Genomic DNA, 16,861 nt, shown 5'->3' on the forward strand with positions numbered 1-16,861 from the left:
GGAGGGCGCCATGTTACGACGAATTCGCGCTTTCACGCTCATCGAGCTTCTTGTGGTGATAGCCATCATCATCATCCTCGCGGCGATACTGTTCCCCGTATTTGAGCGTGCGCGGGAGAAGGCAAACCAGGCGGCATGTCTATCGCACATGAAGCAGCTGGGTCTGGCGCTGATGATGTACGCCGAAGACTACGATGAGACCCTGCCATGGTCGTGGGGTATGCCGGGAAACGAGTATCCCCTTAGCCCTCCGAACATTGCCCCCACCTGGGCAGAGCTGATTTACCCGTATACCAAGAACCTCGGCGTTTTCGGCTGTCCGGCGAATCTGCCCAACTTCGCGGAGTACCGCAAGAGATGCCAGAGAGGCTGGTTTGCCTGCCTGAATCAAACCGAACTGCGCCGACGCTACTCACTGTATGGCGCGCGCAGCTATTCGGCAAACGCCTACGTACTGGGCTGGCTGGGTGCTAATCCGAATGGCGCTCATGGACCCGGAACGGTGCGTTCTCTCGCCGCTATTCCACAACCCGCGCAAGCCATCGCCATCACCGAGTCCATTTCCTTTGGCACGGTGATGCGTTTGCCCACAGGCGCCACGCCCGCGCCGGATATGCACTGGTGGTGGGCAATCTCGGATGAGTGCTGGGCGAGGACGGAAATGCAGTACACCCAGGAGACCGCTGCCTGGTCCAGCCTGCTGTTGCATAACGACGGTGCGAACTACGTGATGGCGGATGGGCACGCCAAGTGGTATCGCCCCTCGCAGACTCTGGCTGCTCTGGAGGTGGTGAACGGGCAACCGAAGGGCAACCTCTGGCAGTGGGACCACGCGCCCGCTGCACGTTGTCGGTAGTCAGGCAGGAGGAGACGCTGCCGCGGCGCAAATCCGTCCGCACAACGGGTGGTGCGATGCCCGGCGTCCCTCCGGCCGGTTGAGATAGATAAATCTATTCAGTAAAGGAGGGTTCGAACACATGAAAGCACGCTGGCTCGTGCTGCTGGCGTTGCCACTGGTATTGTGGGCGACGACCAGCGCGCAGGACAACCTCGATTCACCGTGGGGCGTGAAAAACGCCGACCTCTTCGCTACCAACTCATACACCGTCGACTGGCTGTTCGCGAGTGGGGGAGTAGTAGACAGCCCGGTCGACATCGCGCCCTTTGCTATCCGCCCGGGCGGACACTATGAGGTGCAGACGGTTTTCGACTCGGAGGGCAACCTTTACTTCCGCGGTAGCATCGGCGGAGACGCTCCCAACAACAGTGTGCGTATCTACTCGTTCACCGCAGAGGGAGTGTTCCGCTGGAAGTCCGACAACATCTTTGGCAACTGGCCGGGAGTATCTCCAATTGTCGGGCACAATGCAGTGTACGGCATCGGTGCGGAATACGGAAAGACAGGCACGGGAAGTCCACCGGTGGTGGCTGCTCTGGACAAGAACACCGGCGCCACGCTGTGGTCAACGGTGTTGCCGGAGGGACAGCCCGGCTACGCGGCTACCCTGTACAACGGAGTGCTGTACGTTGCCACCCGAGACTACCTGCGCTCCACCGGCGAGGAAGACATCCCCACGGTGACCATCTACGCGATTAACGCGGCGAATGGAAATATTACCCGCCGATACGATGTGACGGTTTCTCAGGGCGGCTGGACGGCAACCCCGCGCACCTCGCTGACCCTTGTTCCCAACGCATTCGGGGCAGGGGTGCATGGGCTGTACTTCACGGTCGACCGTGGCGGAGGTGACCCGAACGCTCCCACGGTGTTCGGCATTAACCTCGCCACAGGAAACTACTGGGCGACCCCAGCGGGCAAGGCTTTCCATAGCCACATCATCTACTCGTCGGTCACCAATGAGCTCATCAAGGTCTCGTGGAGTGACTACGGGCAGACCATCGCCACGTTTGACCCCGTTACCGGTACAAAGAAGCACCAGTCCAACTGGAGAGACGTGTCGATGATTGATCCGTTGCAGTCTCTGGAGTCCAGCGGCTCGTGGTTGTGGAGCAATATCGGTGGACACGGCTATGCGGATACCTCTGCGCTGTTGCCGGACGGTACCTCAGTGATTACGGCGGGCTTCGGCGGAATCGTCACGCTATATACCCGCGACGAGTCCGGCGCGTATACCGGTCGCATTCTGACGCAGGGGGCAGCACACTGGGGCGAGTTTCACAACGTGGCGCAACTGATCGTGCCCCGACTTCCCAGCAGTTCCCCTCTCAACAGTGTGAACCCCATCTGGCTCACAGCCACCCGTACCGAACGGTCTGAGACAGGGCAGACCTCAATGGTGGTCGCAGTGGATGCGGTGACCGGTCAGGTGCTGTGGCAATACGATACGGGGCGCGGAAGCCACGTGGACTTGCGCGGCTGCGCCGTGATGGGTCCCAGTGGCTATGTCTATTACATGACGCCTGACGGTATCCTGCACATTCTCAAGCCAGCGCCTGCGCCGCAGATCGACGGACTGGTGGAGATGCCGGGCTATGTGGGACCGATAAACACCGGTAGCGGCGACGGGCTGTACACGGCGGCCATACCGCTGACGCTGGAGTTCCGTCAGCCAGGGACTCAGAACGTGCTGTTCCGCAAGACGGTAGCGCTTTCCGTGCCTCAGCTGGATGGCGGAATCGCCTCCTTCAAGCTGAATAACGTCCCTGCAGGAACGTACGACATTGCTGCCAAAGAGTACATTCAGTTCTTCCCGTGGGACGGCGGCAGGACTTTCAAGTTCACACGCACCCTGCGTGCGCTGGCGACGGACGTGGTCGTTCCTGCGAACGGCACGGGCAGCGTCACGGTTTCACTCACCATGCTGGCAGGCGATGCCGACGATGACAACGAAGTCACACTGTTTGACTTCGGGCTGCTCGTGCAGGCATTCGGCACGGTGCGCGGAGACAGCGGCTGGAGCCAGAAGGTGGACTTCGACGGGGATGAGGAGATCACGCTGTTCGACTTCGGCATCCTGGTGCGCAACTTCGGACTAGTTGGTGAGGAATGACGCGGTTCTTCCAAACTGCCCCTCTCCCGCCGTGCGGGAGAGGGGTTTTTGCTTACAGCCTTTGCTGGAGGGATTGTTGTTCCAGCACGGACAGTCGCTCTTCCAGCCGTTCTATTTTCTCGCGCAGAGCAGATAGGGAGTTGTCGGAGGATAGCACAAACTGCGTGCTTGTCTCACGCAGCTGTTGGAACTGCTGGCGAAGGGCTTCTATCTCCTTCCGCAATGCCTCGGTGCCTTGCGTTTGCGCCTGCAACTTCATCCGCTCGAGCTTGACCTTGTGCGAATAGTGGCTGATAATCCACAGCACCGGCACCACGAACGCCAGCAACCCCATGCCGCCGAGAAACACCCCAAATCCCATCGCAACCATGTCCCAGCCGCTCATCGCAGGTCTCCTTATAGCTGTCGCCGAGCCTGAACGGATTCGATGGCATTGACTCTATCTTCCAGACTCTCCAGCCGACGTTCAATTCGCTGAAGGGCATCTTCGAAGGTCAGCGCATACTGCGTGCTGGTTTCCCGCACCTGGGCCAGCTCCTCGCGTATTTGACCAAAGGCTTTGTCGGTTTTTTCCTGGCGTAATCGCTCGCGTGCCAGCTGATATCGCGTCCACATGGCAAAAAAGGGTGTCCCAAATATCAGCACCACTGTGACCAGACCGATTAGCTCTCCCATTTTTCTCTCACCTCATTACCTGTTGCGATTGCTGTTGCTCCAGCTGCGCCACGCGGTTCTCCAAATCGTCCAGCTTGCGCTCGATGCGCTGCAGGGTTTGATCCAGCGCGAGGTCATACTGGGTCGTGGTTTCGCGCAGCTCCTCCAGCATCTTGCGCAGTTCGGCTGTGGCGGTAGCCTCTTGCGAACCCAACACCTTCGCCCGTTCAATCTGGTATCGGGCCATCGAGTTCAAGATGAGGGCAAGGAGCAACAGTATCGGAATCGATAGTGCCAGTATCTCTGCCATGTCTATCCCACCTTTTCCAGCGCTTCTGGCAGGCTAATGTCTCCTGTAAAGAGTGCTTTGCCGATAATCGCCCCCTCCACCCCTGTCTTCTTTAGTGCCAGCAGGTCATCCGGGGTAGAGACGCCGCCCGATGCGATAATCGGTACGCCCGCGTCACGCACCAACGTCGCCATTAACTCCAGATTCGGTCCCTGCAGAGTTCCATCGCGCGAAATATCGGTGACAATCACGCGCCGTGCGCCGCGCTGCACCATCTCGCGAATCAACTCCAACGCATGTATCTCGGTCTGTTCCTGCCAGCCGTGCACTGCCACCTTGCCGTGTCGCACGTCCACTCCCAGTGCGATGCGCTCGCCCCAGTCCGCAAACATCCGCTGTGCAAACTCCGGGGCGACAATGGCGACACTGCCCAGCACCACACGTTCCGCCCCGGCCTCAAACGCCTTCCGCACCGCTTGCTCATCGCGCAAACCACCACCAAACTGCACAGGGATGCGTACGGCGTCCACGATGCGGTCGAGGATATCCAGTTGCCGCGGAGTGCCTTCGCGTGCGCCATCCAAATCCACGACGTGCAGCCACCGTGCGCCCTCTGCCTGCCAGCGGAGTGCGACCTGCACGGGGTCATCACTGTACACCGTTTCCGCGTCGAACTGCCCTTGCAACAGGCGCACACACCGCCCACCGCGAAGGTCTATGGCTGGGTAGAGTTCCATTTTATACTATTTGACCCGTCTGCGTTCTTAAAGTTTCTGAGGAAGAAATCAATTTTTGTCATGCTCATATTATCATATTTGAATGCAGAATGCAAAATATTCGAGAAACCTCCCCGACTTCCGGCGCGGCACGAGCCTATTGCTCTGCGAAGTTACGCAAAATGCGCAAGCCCACCGCGCTGCTTTTCTCCGGGTGGAACTGCACCGCCCGAACGTTCCCCGACCTCACCGCGCAACAGAAGGGTATGCCGTAATCGGACACTGCGGTGACTAATCCCTCCTCTTGGGGAGTGGGAAAGTAGGAGTGTACAAAATACACATGCGAACCTTCGTCTATTCCCTCAAAGAGGGTATCGCGTCGCGTAAAGTGCAAAGCGTTCCACCCGATGTGAGGTACCTTCAACGGCTTGCCCTGCCCATCGGTCAGACCTTCGGGGAAGCGCACCACTTTGCCCCTCAGAATGCCCAGCCCGCGCTCTGGTTCTGCGCTGCGTGTTTCCTCGCTGACCTCAAACAGCAGCTGAAGCCCCAGGCATATTCCCAGAAACGGCTTGCCGGTTGCGATGAACTCGCGGATGGCGACATCCAGCCCGGCGCGACGCAGGTTTTCCATTGCCGCGCCGAATGCCCCGACACCCGGCAGAATCACCCTGTCCGCCCGAAGCACTGTCTCGGCGTCCGATGTGATTTGCGCATCGTAGCCCAGCTTTTGCAGGGCTTTCTGCACGCTGCGCAGATTGCCCATGCCGTAGTCGACGATGGCAATCAACGCTACAGCACTCCTTTCGTGCTGGGCACACCTGCCTCGCGCGAGCGGTAGCGAACCGCATCGGCAAGAGCACGTCCCAGCGCTTTGAAGGTGGCTTCGGCAATGTGATGCGCGTTTTCACCAGCCAGCTGGCGCACATGCAGGTTCATCGGCACGTGGAACGCCAGCGCGCGCAGGAACTCCGGTACCAGCTCTGCAGGCATCTGCCCCAACATGACGGGTGGCAGCTGCAGGTCACAGCGCAGATACGCTCGCCCCGAAAGGTCGACCGCCACCATCACCAGTGCATCGTCCATCGGCACAATGGCGTGCCCGTAGCGCTCGATACCGCGCTTATCGCCCAGTGCGCGCTGTAACGCCGTGCCCAGGCAGATGCCCACATCCTCCACCGTGTGGTGGGCGTCTACCTGCAGGTCGCCACGCGCCTGAATGACCGCGTCGAACAGGGCGTGGCGCACCACGTGCGTCAGCATGTGGTTGAAAAAGCCGATGCCTGTCTCCACCTCGGCTTTCCCCGTGCCGTCCAGATGCAGGCTCACATGCACGCTGGTTTCGGCGGTTTCGCGGTCCACCTGGGCGATGCGTTCTTCCATGCTCATCGTGTATCCTCTCCTGATGTTAATCGTGCAGCCTCCGTTTCACGGCGAGGAGGTGGGCTTCCAGACCTTCCACCGCCGCCAGAGTCTCGATTGCGTCTGCCACCTGCTGCAGGGCTTCGCGCGTGAAATATACCACGCTGGTCTTCTTCACAAAATCGTCTACGTTCAGCGGCGAGGCGTAGCGGGCAGTACCGCTGGTGGGCAGGGTGTGGCTGGGACCTGCGACGTAATCGCCCAGCGACTGGGGCGAATTTGCGCCCATCATCACCGCGCCGGCACAGCGAATGAGAGGCAGGTAGCGCCACGGCTCAGCGACCATCAGCGCAAGATGCTCGGGGGCGCACAGATTCGCGAGGTCTACCGCTTCCTCCATATCGCGCGTCAGGATGATACCGCCGTTTTGCGCCAGAGTCTGCCGCAGAATATCCTGCCGGGCTAATCCCGCACCCGTTTTTTCGATCTCCTCCTGCACTACCTGAGCCAGTGAGCGCGAGGGGGTTATCAGGAAGGCGGCGGTATGGATATCGTGCTCGGCTTGCGTCAGCATATCGATCGCCACGTAACGCGGGTCGGCAGTATCGTCGGCAAGGATGCACACCTCGCTGGGACCCGCGAGCATGTCGATGCCCACCATGCCGTACACCAGTTTCTTGGCGACGGTAACGTAGATGTTGCCTGGTCCTACAATCTTATCCACTGCAGGAACAGACTGCGTGCCATAAGCCATCGCCGCCACTGCCTGCGCTCCGCCCACTTTGAAAATACGGTTCACGCCAGATTGCTGTGCCGCCATCAGCACGAGCGGATGGACGGTGCCATCTTTGCGGGGCGGGGTACACAGGATGACCTCTTCCACACCGGCCACTTGCGCGGGTATGGCGCACATCAGCACCGAGCTGGGATAGACCGCCAGTCCGCCGGGCACATACACGCCCACCCGCCGCAGCGGGGTAACCATCTGTCCGACCAGCCCGCCACGTTCGTCCGCCTCAAACCACGAGGTGCGCTTCTGGTGCTCGTGGAATCGGCGGATTCGCTCTGCGGCGAGCTGCAAAGCTTCCGCTACGGGTGGAGAGACCTCTTCCTGTGCGCGACGGAGTTCCTCCGAGGTAACCTCCAGATGCGTGAGCTGCACTCCGTCGAAGCGGGCGGTGTACTCGCGCAGGGCATCATCGCCGCGAGCTGCCACCTCGTTCAGGATGGCGCGCACGCGCGATTCTATCTCGGCATCCTCCAGAGTCAGCGAACGCCTCAGGATGGCTCGCACTTCTTCGCGAGATGCGCTATCGGTTGAAATCACGCGCATGGGGCATACTCCGTTTCTTGCGTCGGCGAAAAAGCAGGGGGCATGACCCGCCCCCGCCCGTGTTCACACGAGTATTGTACGCTTTTTGCAGGCAACTCGTCAACCGGATGACGGCTACGGCACCGGTACGGGTACCCCGCGCTCCTGCGACAGGTACGCCGCCTCACACATTGCCACCGCCTGGCGTCCATCCCAGCCGGTAAAAATGGGCGTGGTATCATGCAGTACCCAATCCACGAACGAGCGCAATTCGCGCGCGTACGGATCGCCGTATTGCTGCTGAGCCTCCTCTACACAGACCACCGTCTCCTTCTCGCCAAACCGTGCCCAGCGCAGGTTGCCGCCGAAGCCGCCGTGCGCAATCGCACCGCCTTCGCAGATGATATGCACACGATACTCACCCACCGCCGCCGACAGACTGGCTTCCAGGTCGCCGATGCCGCCGTTCTCAAAGTCGATAACGAGGTAGGCTACGTCCTCGTACTCCATCTTGCCCAGCAGGTTGAACATGCGGGCGTATACCTGCTTCGGTTCGCCCATCACCGTGCGCATGTAGTCCAGCTCATGCACGTTTGTTTCCAGCAACATGCCGCCCGCCAGCTCGCGCTTGACGCGCCAGCCGGAGTGAAACACGGTGGCGTATCCTGCGCGGGTGACCGCGATGGCTTTCGGTTTGCCTATCTCACCAAAGGCGATGATGTCCAGCGATTTCTGGAACAGCGGGAACAGGCGCAGCACCTGCCCCACCATCAGCTTCACGCCTGCCTCCTGGGCGGCACGGTTCATGCGGTCGCACCGCTCCACCGAAATCTCCATTGGCTTCTCCAAAAAGATATGCTTGCCCGCCTGTGCGGCTGCAAGCGTCGGTTCCAGATGTAATCCACACGGCGTACCGATGACGACCGCGTCCAGAGCCTCCTTCTGCAGCATCTGTTCATAGTCGGTGTAAAACACGGCGTTCAGGGCGTCCGCCGCGCCCTTGCGTTCGGGGTTGGTGTCAGCAGCTGCCACCACCACAGCATCCTCGAACTGCTGCAAGAGCTTTGCCAGATGCTCCGCCATACCCCCGATACCGATAACACCGAAGCGCAGTTTCTCCATTTTGCCTGCGTGTGCGTGGATGCACACAACCTCCTTTCCACTGTGGGTTAGTAAACAATTCGAGGCGTACCGGTAAGGTTCCTACGGGTGGACGGTGGGAAGGGGAGGAGATTTGCAAGGGCAGCAGGAAGGAATCGGCGAGAGCGGTGCGAAAGCTAGCGTAAAACCATGCTGCGAGGGCGCGATGCCTGTTGCCATCATTCACGATTATTTGAACCAGCTTGGCGGAGCGGAGAAGGTTTTGAACGTTTTCCTGCGCTTGACCTCCGATGCGACGGTATACACTTCCGTGGTAGATTCCGGTGTGCGTGCGGCGTGTGTGCCTCCGCAAGTGCCTGTTCGGTGCAGTTTCCTGCAGAGGTTACCTCTTGCAGTGGAGCGCACACGTCTGTATCTGCCTCTGCTGCCGCTGGCTTTTGAGCGGATGAGCCTTCAAGGGCACAGTCTCATCGTCAGCATATCCAGCGCGTTCGCGAAAGGAGTACGAGCGCCGTCCGGAGTGCCGCATCTCTGTTACTGCCAGACACCGATGCGCTTCGCATGGAATCTGGACGGTTATATGCGTTACGAGCGGGTATCTCCGATGACCCGGGCAGCCGTGCGGCTGCTGATGGCCTGGTTTCGACGCTGGGATATACACACCTCCGGGCGGGTGACCGAGTTCATTTCCATCTCGCGCACAGTGCAGGAGCGTGTCCGGCGGTTCTATGGTCGCCCATCGCGCATCATCTATCCACCGGTGGATACCGTGCTGTACCATCCTGTTTCGCCGCAGGAGAAGGGGGACTACTACCTGGTGCTGAGCCGTTTGCTGCCCTATAAGCGCATCGACGTGGCGATAGAAGCCTGTAATCGCCTGCGCGTGCCCCTGATCGTTGCAGGGGAGGGAAGGGACGAACCTCGCCTGCGCCAGATGGCAGGACCGACGGTGCACTTCACTGGCAGGGTGCCGGATGACGAGGCGCGGCGATTACTGGCTCGAGCTCGTGCGTTGATACTGGTTGCGGAAGAGGATTTCGGTTTGACCCCTGTAGAGGCAATGGCTTCGGGCACGCCGGTGATTGCCTATCGCCGCGGAGGAGCCACGGAATCGGTGATAGAGGGTGAGACGGGCATGTTCTTCGACTGGCAGCATCCCGATTCGCTGGTGGAAGCCCTCCTGAGATACTGCCCTCAGGATTACGACCCCATCCGATGCATGGAGCAGGCGAAGCGCTTCGATACGGTGCACTTCCTGACCGCATGGAGGCAGCTGCTGCAGGAGTATGGCTATCAGACCCGGGCGGAGGCGGCTTAACGCGCCTGCAGGAACCTGCTACCCGGCTCGGTAATCGGCTCGCCGCGCAGGCACAGGGGACATTCCTCCGGTTGCCAGGCTTCGACTACCAGCTGGAGCAGCGACTCGGTGCGCACGCCCAGCTCGACCTGTCCACCCGTGCGGTCTACCAGAATACCCACGCCCACCAGTTGTACCCGGTATGGCTCCAGCATCTCCAGTACCTCGCGCACCGACCCCCCAGTGGTCAGGATGTCGTCCACCACCAGCACGTGTTCGCCTTCGCGTAGGGTGAAGCCACGTCGCAGCACGCGCCTGTCGCCCTCGCGCTCGGCGTAGATGGCGCGCGTGCCCAGCTGTCTGGCAACCTCATAGGCGATAATCACCCCGCCGGTCGTGGGACCTATCACAACGTCAATGCGGTCATTGCGGAAGCGTTTTGCCAGCTCGCCGCACAGCTGCTGCACGTGGTGGGGATATTGCAACACCTGGAACTTTTCGAAATAGGTGTCGCTGTGCTTGCCCGAGCTCAGGCGAAAATGCCCGTGCAACACCGCGCCGCAGTCGCGAAAGATTTGCAAGATTTGCTGTTGAGAGAGAACCATGCACCCAATGCCTCTCGCACATACCATGTAGCCGCACCCTTCGGGGCGCGCCACGCTTTGCGCTGGCTACAGATGTTCGCGATGCAGTCACCGCCCGCGATTTCCATCGTGGGCGGGCGTCTGTGGATTCGTTGCGGGCGGGTTGGTTTCCTCTTCTATCTTGCGACGGACGGTGTCACAAAAGCGCTGCAGGCGTTTTTTGTCGAATTCGTCGGTGGCAAGAGAGAGTGCTCTGGTCAGGTAGGCATACGCTTCGCGATAGTCCTTCCGCGCGCGGAGGATAGCCATGCCCATCTCTTCGTACAATTCAAAGGATTTGGGGTTGTTACGAATGCCTTCCTCCAGCAGTTTCCGGGCATGTTCGTAGCGGTGCAGGCGACCGGAGAGCATAAAGCCTGCCACCTGATACGCCTGCACGAAGTGCGGGTCCAGCCACGTAATCATGCGCAGCATCGGCAGCAGGTCGGTGTCCTGTGCCCAGTCACCGTGGTGTTCGATGTATTCATGGTGGTACTGGTCGACTTTAATCCACAGCAGGTTGGCAAAGACGATGCGGAACTGCCCTGCCATCGCCATCACCGTGCGCAGAGCGGCGTTGTCGACGGAAGCCTGCTCCATCCTCGGCGCATTTGCCGAGAGCAACCCCTCCGACCACACGCAGGCGACAGCCAGAGCGGCGATGAGCACGGGCAGGCGTTTCATCCTTTGACCCTCCTGCGAGATAGCAGATAACTGCCTGCAGCCACCCCCAGTACCACCATACCGCCCAGCTGGGCGAGGATGTCGTGCCGCATCTCTGCGCTTTCCCAGTGGTGCGGCTCGTGGTGATGACCATGACCACCTTCTTCATGAGCGGCAGCGACGGAAAGGAGCAGGAGCATCGTCAGTGCAACGGTGACCAGCCTCATGCTACACCTCCCGCCGCCCGAAGTTCCAGATCGAGAGCGCCATGCAGGTTGCCGCATAGCAGATGCCGTAGATGGCTACCAGCAACAGGTAGTTTGCGGGCACGGTCAGGTCATGCACTAAGGCGTCCTTAAAGCGGAACGCCTCCATATTCGGCAGCACCGCGCTGATGGCAGTAATCGCCCATTTGGCTAAGCCGGTATTGCGCTCTGCGAGGTGGTGCAGATAGCCCATCTTCAGGCTGCCGAGCAGGTAGAAGAAGAGCGTCAGGGTGGCGGTCATGGCAGGGGTGAAGAAGGTGGAAAGCAGCATCGCCAGTGCCCCCACCAGTGCGACTTCCAGATAGGTAAAGGCAATAGCAACCAACGCCAGTTCGGATACGGTGCGCAGGTGCACCCACAGCAGGACAATCAGGGTAATCGCCATCAGTGTCATGCCAGCGTACACCGCTGCCAGCGCGCCGGTGTATCGGGCAACCACGTAAAGCCCGCGCGGGATGGGGCGGGCGAGCACGGGATAGACGAGGCGTTGCTCCACGTCGTGAAACAGCGCGCCGCTGATGAGAAACACCACGCTCAGCGAACCGGCAAGCAAAATCATCACCATGCCGGTATCCTTCACGATTTTGACCTGCACGCCCAGATCGAAGAAGGACACCGTGCCCGCGACGGCGACCACCACCAGCGACAGCAGCACCATCACATGCAGGATTTGCCGTCGCACGGCTTCCAGAAAGCTCAGTTTGACAAGGGCAAAAAACGCTCTGAGCATCCTATCCCTCCTATGCCGCCTTTCCGACGGGAAGTGTGGCAGGCGCGTTCTGCACGATACGCAGGAAAGCCTCTTCCAGGGTCTCGCGCTGCTGGTTCACGCTGACCAACCGCGCACTTGCCTTCTGAAGTGCTTCCATCACCACAGACAACCGGTCACCATCGATGACCGCAACCACCTGAGCACTATCCCGCCGCACGTTTGCGCATATCTGGCGCAGTGCCCTTTCGGCGTCCGGGCTGACGTTCTCGGCGACCAGCACGTACCGGTCTGTCTGTTGGGTCAGTTCCTGCGGGGTTCCGAAAGCGAGCAGATGCCCCCGGTGGATAATCGCCACGCGGTCGCAAATCCGTTCCACCTCCCCGAGGTGGTGCGAACTGAGGAAGATGGTCTTGCCATGCTCTTTCAGCGCTTGCAACACGTTGCGCATCTCCACCCGCGACACGGGGTCCAGCCCAGAAGCGGGCTCGTCCAGAATGAGCAGTTGTGGGTCACCGACCAACGCCTGCGCCAGCGCCACCCGCTGGGTCATTCCCTTGGACAGTTTACCGATGGGACGGTGCGCGAAGGTGTCGGCGCGAGCCAGTTCCAGAGCCACCTCCACCCTGTGCTCTGCTTCCCGGGCTGGCACACCTGCCAGCGCAGCATGGGCAGACAGCAGCTCGCGAGGACTGAGGTAACGCGGGAAGTAGGGCTGTTCGGGCATGTAGCCCACCTTTTGACGGGCGCGAGGCTGTTCGCAGGGAATATCGTACAGCCACGCTCGCCCGCGTGTGGGGGCGATAAAGTGAAGCAGCATCTTAATGGTGGTGGTTTTGCCTGCGCCGTTTGCCCCGATAAAGCCCACCGTCTCTCCGTCTGCAATGCGCAGATTCAGGTCGTGAACGGCGGTATGCGTCTGTTTGCGTAAGGTGTATACTTTGGTCAGCCCTTCGGTGCGGATAGCCCACTGCGCCTGCATGTCGGTGCTCCTGCTGGACAGTTTCTTAAGAGCTACGCTGGCGTAATGAACATGTAGCGAGCTCGTGCTTTTTCCATGCTTGCCCAGACACTTTCTTGTCAGGTCATCCTTGTCACCCTGAGCGTTAGCGAAGGGTCTCAGAGATTCTTCGCTTCGCTCAGAATGACAAAGTAAGTGTCATGCTGAACGGAGTGAAGCATCTCCGGGATTCTTCGCTTCGCTGAGAATGACACATGATGTCGCTTGATATCTCAGACCTACGACCGGTCTTTCAGCTGCGTAACTCCTATCCCTTATCTTTATCGGAAGTAATAGGGCATTTATCGAGGGGGTGAGAATATAGCACTGTTGACAGTAAGAAAGACAACAATTCAAGCCGATGATATTGCCCGAAGGCTTAGCCAGACATTCTGTCGGAGAAGGTGTTGCCCATGGGAAATTCACGCAAGCATCTGAACGGGAACGAACGGGTATCTCATCTGTTCCAGCTGCTACCTGCCGCTTTAGAGGCAATCCACAGCGCGTCGCAGGTGTATCAGGTCACAGAACGTGCCTGTGCCTCTATCGGTGGGGGATTGGGGGCGCAGGCGGTGTTCGTGCTGTGGTATTCGGAGAGTGAGCGTGCGTTTGTGGGGATGCCCTCCGGATACGGCATCGACGACGCCACGCTGTCCCAGATTCGTTTGCCTGCCGGCATGTGCGCGGCAAGCGATACCGCTTTTGTGCATGGCAGACCCTATATCAGCGATCGAACGGACGAAGAGGAACTGTTGACCGGCGCATTGCGCCGCCAGCTGTGTTTGGCGCGCCTGTTAACACTGCCCATCCGCGATGAGAAGCACACTCGCGGTGTGCTGCATGTGGTCAACAAACCGGGCAAGCCATATGACGAAGTGGACGTGGCGTTCGCCATGAGCATCGCGCACGCCTGCGGCGCGGCGCTATCGCTGTTGCACTACCGCCACTATATCGATCGGATGGCGATAACCGATGGGCTAACCGGGCTGTTCAACCGCTATCACGCCGAGTCTCTGCTGGAAGAGAACATCCATCTCGCCATGCAGAACAAGTCGCCGTTAAGTGTGGCGGTGGTGTATCTGGACCACCTGAAATATTTCAATGATGTATATGGTTACCGTGCTGGCGACAGAGCATTGCTGTCGGTGGCGAAGGCTTTGCAGAAAAGCGTCAGCCCTCGTGCGCTTCTGGCGCGGTACGCTGGAGACGAGTTTGTGGCAGTGCTACCCGGCGTGAGCCTGTATGAGGCACAGGCGCAGATGCAGGCGGTGCGCGACCTGGTCGCGGCGGAGTGCTGGGAGCCTGTCGGTGGCTTGAGCGTGAGCATTGGCGTGGTGAGCTATCCCGAAAGCGCAGTGCCTGCTGACCATCTGCTGTCTGCGGCGGAAGATGCGGCGATGGCGGCAAAGCGCCACGGACGCAATCAGGTGGTGCTGGTGACCCCGCGCAGTGCCGCGTAGCCTCCCTACCGCCATCCCCCTCTCGACTCAGCGAGAGGGGGATTTCAGTTCATTTCATCTGGCTGTCCGTTCAGCGTTTCCGCCACCGCCCGCATGACATCGTCCATCGCCACCGTGCGTTGCTCTTTGGTCAGCATGTCCCGCAGGGTAACCACCCCTTGCGCCAGTTCGTCTTCGCCAATCATCAGGGTCACACGGCTGCCGAGGCGGTCTGCCAGCTTCATCTGTCCCTTCAGGCTGCGCCTCTGGTAATCGGTCTCAGCGGAGATACCTGCCTCTCGCAGCTGCTGCAGCAGTTTCAGCGCAGGCAGTACCGCCTCTTCCCCCAGCGCCGCCACGAACACGTCCACCGTCTGGCGTTTCGCTTCCGCCAGCCCCAGCTGTTTGAGCACGATAATCGCCCGTTCGATGCCCAGCGCGAAGCCGATGCCCGGGGTGGAAGCGCCGCCTACCGCTTCCACCAGTCCGTCGTAGCGTCCACCGCCGCCCAGCGCGTTCTGTGCGCCCAGTGCGTCGCTGACAATCTCGAAGGCTGTCTTGGTGTAGTAGTCGAACCCGCGCACCAGATGCTTGTCCACCACATAGGGAATGCCCAGTGCGTCGAGATAGCTCCGCAGCGCGTCGAAGTGGGCGCGGCAATCCTCACACAGGCTCTGCACGATGTCGGGCGCGTCCTGCAGCAAGGTGCGGCAGGTCTCGCGCTTGCAGTCCAGCATCCGCAAAGGGTTCACCTCGTAGCGGGTCTGACACGCCTCACACAGCTGATGCACAAAGGGTTGGGCGAACTCGCGCAGCCGCTCGCGGTAGACAGGACGACAGACCGGGCATCCCACCGAGTTCAGCACCAGTGACAGGCGGGAGATGCCCAGCTCGCGGTAGAAGTGCATGGCAAGCGCGATGACTTCGGCATCGATGGACGGATGTTGCGCGCCGATGGCTTCCACGCCCAGCTGGTGCGCCTGTCGGTAGCGTCCCGCCTGTGGTCGCTCATAGCGGAAGATGGGGGTGATATAGTAGAGTTTGCTGACCCCGCCCAGCGCGGCGAGGTTGTTCTCGACGTATGCCCGCACAACGGGGGCGGTGCCTTCGGGTTTCAGCGTGACGCTGCGCCCGCCCCGGTCGGTGAAGGTGTACATCTCCTTGCTCACCACGTCGGTATGTTCGCCCATACTGCGGGTGAAGAGGTCTGTCTCTTCGAAGATGGGCGTGCGGATTTCGTGGTAGCCGTAGCGTTGGCACAGCGTGCGGAAGGTTTCCTCCACCTGGTTCCAGAGTGGGGTTTCGTCGGGCAGGATATCGTTAGTGCCGCGCGGGCGTTGATAGCGCATTCTGTTCCTCCGCAACAAAACAGCGACACCGCGATAGCGGGTGTCGCTGTTGGGGTACATGGTAGCGGCGGGCGGACTCGAACCGCCGACTCCACGGGTATGAGCCGTGTGCTCTGACCGACTGAGCTACGCCGCCGTATCGCGATTTTATTTTACTCGTAATTGGGCGCGTTGTCAAGGGCTTCGCAGCAGCACATCGGAGAGGTGCAGCAGGTCATGCGCCACGCACAGCTGCACCTGCTGGAAGATGCTCCACTCGCCGAACTCGGGGTGGATGCCGACGCGGTCGCGTGCTTCCATGGGCAGGCTGTTCAGGAACTCCAGCGAGCGGGCGCGCGCCTCCGAGAAGAGGCGCAAGCCTTCCTCCACGCTTCCCCCCGTGTAACGCTCTTCCTGCAGCGCGTAGTGCGGGTCATACACGGTCAGCGCAGGGCGGTCCTGCTCGGCAATCAGGCGGTAGCGAGCGTAAAACGCTTCCTCCACCTCCGCCAGATGATAAAGCAGCTCTTTCGGGGAATAGCGGTCGGGCGAGGGGCGGTATTCCCATCGTTCTGGCGGTACCAGCCTGGCCAAACGCTGTAGCGCGAGGGGCGTTTTTGCCAGCGCCTCCAGACACTCTTCCCAGATGTACGGATGATGCATTCTACCACCTCCTGAGATGTTCCAGGCGTTCACCTCTGTGTGCTGTGCGGAAGAGGCTCCTTCGCTCTGGGTGTGGGGACGTGGTTACGCCCACGCCCCCTGCGCCATTAACATCCGGTGTCTTCGGAATCGGTGATGTTCGTGCCCGGCACGCCGTGCAGGTCATTGTAGGGGTCCTGGCGGGTGCTGGTGACCGCTTCCAGCGCGCCCTCGCTGTTTGCGAGGGGCTCATTCGTGCGCCAGCTGTAGTAAGTGGGGCGCAGCGAACCTGCAGGCGTCGCTCCCCCGGTGGGGATGCCGCTGTAACGGAACCATTTGGCGTGTCCGTCTGCGAAGTTCAGCACCAGCCCTTCCTTGTGCCGGGCATAACCGAGGAAGCTGTAGAACTCGAGCTGCCCTACCGAGCGTATCTGTCGCAGGTAGCCATC

At 60.4% G+C, this 16,861-nt stretch carries 19 protein-coding genes and 1 tRNA gene; 4 read left to right on the top strand and 16 right to left on the bottom strand.

What is annotated here, in order from left to right; genetic code table 11:
• The first annotated feature begins 10 nt into the window (after positions 1 to 10).
• The gene (locus tag K6U75_09775; protein MCL6475326.1) at positions 11 to 856 is read left to right on the top strand and encodes a DUF1559 domain-containing protein; all 846 of its coding nucleotides are present in this window, start codon (positions 11 to 13) and stop codon (positions 854 to 856) included.
• A 121-nt stretch (positions 857 to 977) separates the two neighbouring features.
• On the top strand, positions 978 to 3,011 hold the full coding sequence (locus K6U75_09780) for a hypothetical protein (GenBank protein ID MCL6475327.1): 2,034 nt from the start codon (positions 978 to 980) through the stop codon (positions 3,009 to 3,011).
• 52 nt (positions 3,012 to 3,063) lie between these two features.
• Here the strand turns inward: K6U75_09780 and K6U75_09785 are convergent, their stop codons facing one another.
• From K6U75_09785 to K6U75_09820, 8 genes are all read right to left on the bottom strand, one after another.
• Positions 3,064 to 3,396, bottom strand: coding sequence for a hypothetical protein (locus K6U75_09785; GenBank protein ID MCL6475328.1), 333 nt, complete (start codon positions 3,394 to 3,396; stop codon positions 3,064 to 3,066).
• Between the two features lie 11 nt (positions 3,397 to 3,407).
• Entirely contained in the window at positions 3,408 to 3,686 is a 279-nt protein-coding gene (locus K6U75_09790; GenBank protein ID MCL6475329.1) for a hypothetical protein, read from the bottom strand.
• Between the two features lie 7 nt (positions 3,687 to 3,693).
• Entirely contained in the window at positions 3,694 to 3,975 is a 282-nt protein-coding gene (locus K6U75_09795; GenBank protein ID MCL6475330.1) for a hypothetical protein, read from the bottom strand.
• 2 nt (positions 3,976 to 3,977) lie between these two features.
• The gene (gene hisA, locus K6U75_09800; GenBank protein ID MCL6475331.1) at positions 3,978 to 4,691 is read right to left on the bottom strand and encodes a 1-(5-phosphoribosyl)-5-[(5-phosphoribosylamino)methylideneamino]imidazole-4-carboxamide isomerase; all 714 of its coding nucleotides are present in this window, start codon (positions 4,689 to 4,691) and stop codon (positions 3,978 to 3,980) included.
• 136 nt (positions 4,692 to 4,827) lie between these two features.
• On the bottom strand, positions 4,828 to 5,460 hold the full coding sequence (gene hisH, locus K6U75_09805; GenBank protein MCL6475332.1) for an imidazole glycerol phosphate synthase subunit HisH: 633 nt from the start codon (positions 5,458 to 5,460) through the stop codon (positions 4,828 to 4,830).
• Positions 5,461 to 5,462: 2 nt separating this feature from the next.
• Positions 5,463 to 6,053, bottom strand: a complete 591-nt coding sequence (gene hisB, locus K6U75_09810) for an imidazoleglycerol-phosphate dehydratase HisB (protein MCL6475333.1) — start codon at positions 6,051 to 6,053, stop codon at positions 5,463 to 5,465.
• Positions 6,054 to 6,078: 25 nt separating this feature from the next.
• A complete protein-coding gene (gene hisD / locus K6U75_09815) occupies positions 6,079 to 7,365 on the bottom strand; it encodes a histidinol dehydrogenase (protein MCL6475334.1) in 1,287 nt (428 codons plus the stop codon).
• A 114-nt stretch (positions 7,366 to 7,479) separates the two neighbouring features.
• A complete protein-coding gene (locus K6U75_09820) occupies positions 7,480 to 8,466 on the bottom strand; it encodes a Gfo/Idh/MocA family oxidoreductase (protein ID MCL6475335.1) in 987 nt (328 codons plus the stop codon).
• 184 nt (positions 8,467 to 8,650) lie between these two features.
• Here K6U75_09820 and K6U75_09825 point away from each other — a divergent pair, with 184 nt between their 5' ends.
• Positions 8,651 to 9,763, top strand: coding sequence for a glycosyltransferase (locus tag K6U75_09825; protein ID MCL6475336.1), 1,113 nt, complete (start codon positions 8,651 to 8,653; stop codon positions 9,761 to 9,763).
• On the opposite strand, the gene pyrE is transcribed toward K6U75_09825, so the two are convergent.
• From pyrE to K6U75_09850, 5 genes are all read right to left on the bottom strand, one after another.
• Positions 9,760 to 10,347 carry an orotate phosphoribosyltransferase gene (pyrE, locus tag K6U75_09830; protein ID MCL6475337.1) on the bottom strand — a complete coding sequence of 196 codons (588 nt, stop codon included), beginning with the start codon at positions 10,345 to 10,347 and terminating at the stop codon, positions 9,760 to 9,762. The two genes, K6U75_09825 and pyrE, sit on opposite strands and share 4 nt — an antisense overlap.
• A gap of 87 nt (positions 10,348 to 10,434) precedes the next feature.
• The gene (locus K6U75_09835; GenBank protein MCL6475338.1) at positions 10,435 to 11,049 is read right to left on the bottom strand and encodes a hypothetical protein; all 615 of its coding nucleotides are present in this window, start codon (positions 11,047 to 11,049) and stop codon (positions 10,435 to 10,437) included.
• Positions 11,046 to 11,255, bottom strand: coding sequence for a hypothetical protein (locus tag K6U75_09840; GenBank protein MCL6475339.1), 210 nt, complete (start codon positions 11,253 to 11,255; stop codon positions 11,046 to 11,048). The genes K6U75_09835 and K6U75_09840 overlap by 4 nt, the downstream gene beginning before the upstream one ends.
• A 1-nt stretch (position 11,256) precedes the next feature.
• Positions 11,257 to 12,024 (bottom strand): hypothetical protein, encoded by a 768-nt coding sequence (locus K6U75_09845; GenBank protein ID MCL6475340.1) that lies wholly within the window; start codon positions 12,022 to 12,024, stop codon positions 11,257 to 11,259.
• A gap of 10 nt (positions 12,025 to 12,034) precedes the next feature.
• Positions 12,035 to 12,985, bottom strand: coding sequence for an ABC transporter ATP-binding protein (locus K6U75_09850; GenBank protein ID MCL6475341.1), 951 nt, complete (start codon positions 12,983 to 12,985; stop codon positions 12,035 to 12,037).
• A gap of 431 nt (positions 12,986 to 13,416) precedes the next feature.
• Between K6U75_09850 and K6U75_09855 the strand changes: the two genes are divergently transcribed.
• Positions 13,417 to 14,463, top strand: a complete 1,047-nt coding sequence (locus K6U75_09855) for a sensor domain-containing diguanylate cyclase (GenBank protein ID MCL6475342.1) — start codon at positions 13,417 to 13,419, stop codon at positions 14,461 to 14,463.
• Between the two features lie 44 nt (positions 14,464 to 14,507).
• Here the strand turns inward: K6U75_09855 and hisS are convergent, their stop codons facing one another.
• The 3 genes from hisS to K6U75_09870 all read right to left on the bottom strand — a co-directional run bounded on the left by hisS (position 14,508) and on the right by K6U75_09870 (position 16,433).
• Entirely contained in the window at positions 14,508 to 15,791 is a 1,284-nt protein-coding gene (gene hisS / locus K6U75_09860; GenBank protein ID MCL6475343.1) for a histidine--tRNA ligase, read from the bottom strand.
• 59 nt (positions 15,792 to 15,850) lie between these two features.
• A tRNA-Met gene (locus K6U75_09865) sits at positions 15,851 to 15,927 on the bottom strand.
• A 38-nt stretch (positions 15,928 to 15,965) separates the two neighbouring features.
• Positions 15,966 to 16,433 (bottom strand): DinB family protein, encoded by a 468-nt coding sequence (locus K6U75_09870; GenBank protein MCL6475344.1) that lies wholly within the window; start codon positions 16,431 to 16,433, stop codon positions 15,966 to 15,968.
• Between the last annotated feature and the right edge of the window lie 428 nt (positions 16,434 to 16,861).

The organism is Bacillota bacterium (assembly GCA_023511455.1).
Classification (GTDB): Bacteria; Armatimonadota; HRBIN16; order HRBIN16; family HRBIN16; genus HRBIN16.

What these genes read in the sequence shown, in the direction of transcription:
- K6U75_09780 (MCL6475327.1), top strand. Translation starts at nt 978, where the DNA reads ATGAAAGCACGCTGGCTCGTGCTGCTGGCGTTGCCACTGGTATTGTGG.
- K6U75_09840 (MCL6475339.1), bottom strand. Translation starts at nt 11,255, where the DNA reads ATGAGGCTGGTCACCGTTGCACTGACGATGCTCCTGCTCCTTTCCGTC.
- K6U75_09870 (MCL6475344.1), bottom strand. Translation starts at nt 16,433, where the DNA reads ATGCATCATCCGTACATCTGGGAAGAGTGTCTGGAGGCGCTGGCAAAA.
- K6U75_09775 (MCL6475326.1), top strand. Translation starts at nt 11, where the DNA reads ATGTTACGACGAATTCGCGCTTTCACGCTCATCGAGCTTCTTGTGGTG.
- K6U75_09825 (MCL6475336.1), top strand. Translation starts at nt 8,651, where the DNA reads ATGCCTGTTGCCATCATTCACGATTATTTGAACCAGCTTGGCGGAGCG.
- K6U75_09820 (MCL6475335.1), bottom strand. Translation starts at nt 8,466, where the DNA reads ATGGAGAAACTGCGCTTCGGTGTTATCGGTATCGGGGGTATGGCGGAG.
- K6U75_09855 (MCL6475342.1), top strand. Translation starts at nt 13,417, where the DNA reads ATGGGAAATTCACGCAAGCATCTGAACGGGAACGAACGGGTATCTCAT.
- K6U75_09835 (MCL6475338.1), bottom strand. Translation starts at nt 11,049, where the DNA reads ATGAAACGCCTGCCCGTGCTCATCGCCGCTCTGGCTGTCGCCTGCGTG.
- K6U75_09790 (MCL6475329.1), bottom strand. Translation starts at nt 3,686, where the DNA reads ATGGGAGAGCTAATCGGTCTGGTCACAGTGGTGCTGATATTTGGGACA.
- K6U75_09850 (MCL6475341.1), bottom strand. Translation starts at nt 12,985, where the DNA reads ATGCAGGCGCAGTGGGCTATCCGCACCGAAGGGCTGACCAAAGTATAC.
- hisD (MCL6475334.1), bottom strand. Translation starts at nt 7,365, where the DNA reads ATGCGCGTGATTTCAACCGATAGCGCATCTCGCGAAGAAGTGCGAGCC.
- hisA (MCL6475331.1), bottom strand. Translation starts at nt 4,691, where the DNA reads ATGGAACTCTACCCAGCCATAGACCTTCGCGGTGGGCGGTGTGTGCGC.
- hisS (MCL6475343.1), bottom strand. Translation starts at nt 15,791, where the DNA reads ATGCGCTATCAACGCCCGCGCGGCACTAACGATATCCTGCCCGACGAA.
- K6U75_09845 (MCL6475340.1), bottom strand. Translation starts at nt 12,024, where the DNA reads ATGCTCAGAGCGTTTTTTGCCCTTGTCAAACTGAGCTTTCTGGAAGCC.
- K6U75_09795 (MCL6475330.1), bottom strand. Translation starts at nt 3,975, where the DNA reads ATGGCAGAGATACTGGCACTATCGATTCCGATACTGTTGCTCCTTGCC.
- K6U75_09785 (MCL6475328.1), bottom strand. Translation starts at nt 3,396, where the DNA reads ATGAGCGGCTGGGACATGGTTGCGATGGGATTTGGGGTGTTTCTCGGC.
- pyrE (MCL6475337.1), bottom strand. Translation starts at nt 10,347, where the DNA reads ATGGTTCTCTCTCAACAGCAAATCTTGCAAATCTTTCGCGACTGCGGC.
- hisB (MCL6475333.1), bottom strand. Translation starts at nt 6,053, where the DNA reads ATGGAAGAACGCATCGCCCAGGTGGACCGCGAAACCGCCGAAACCAGC.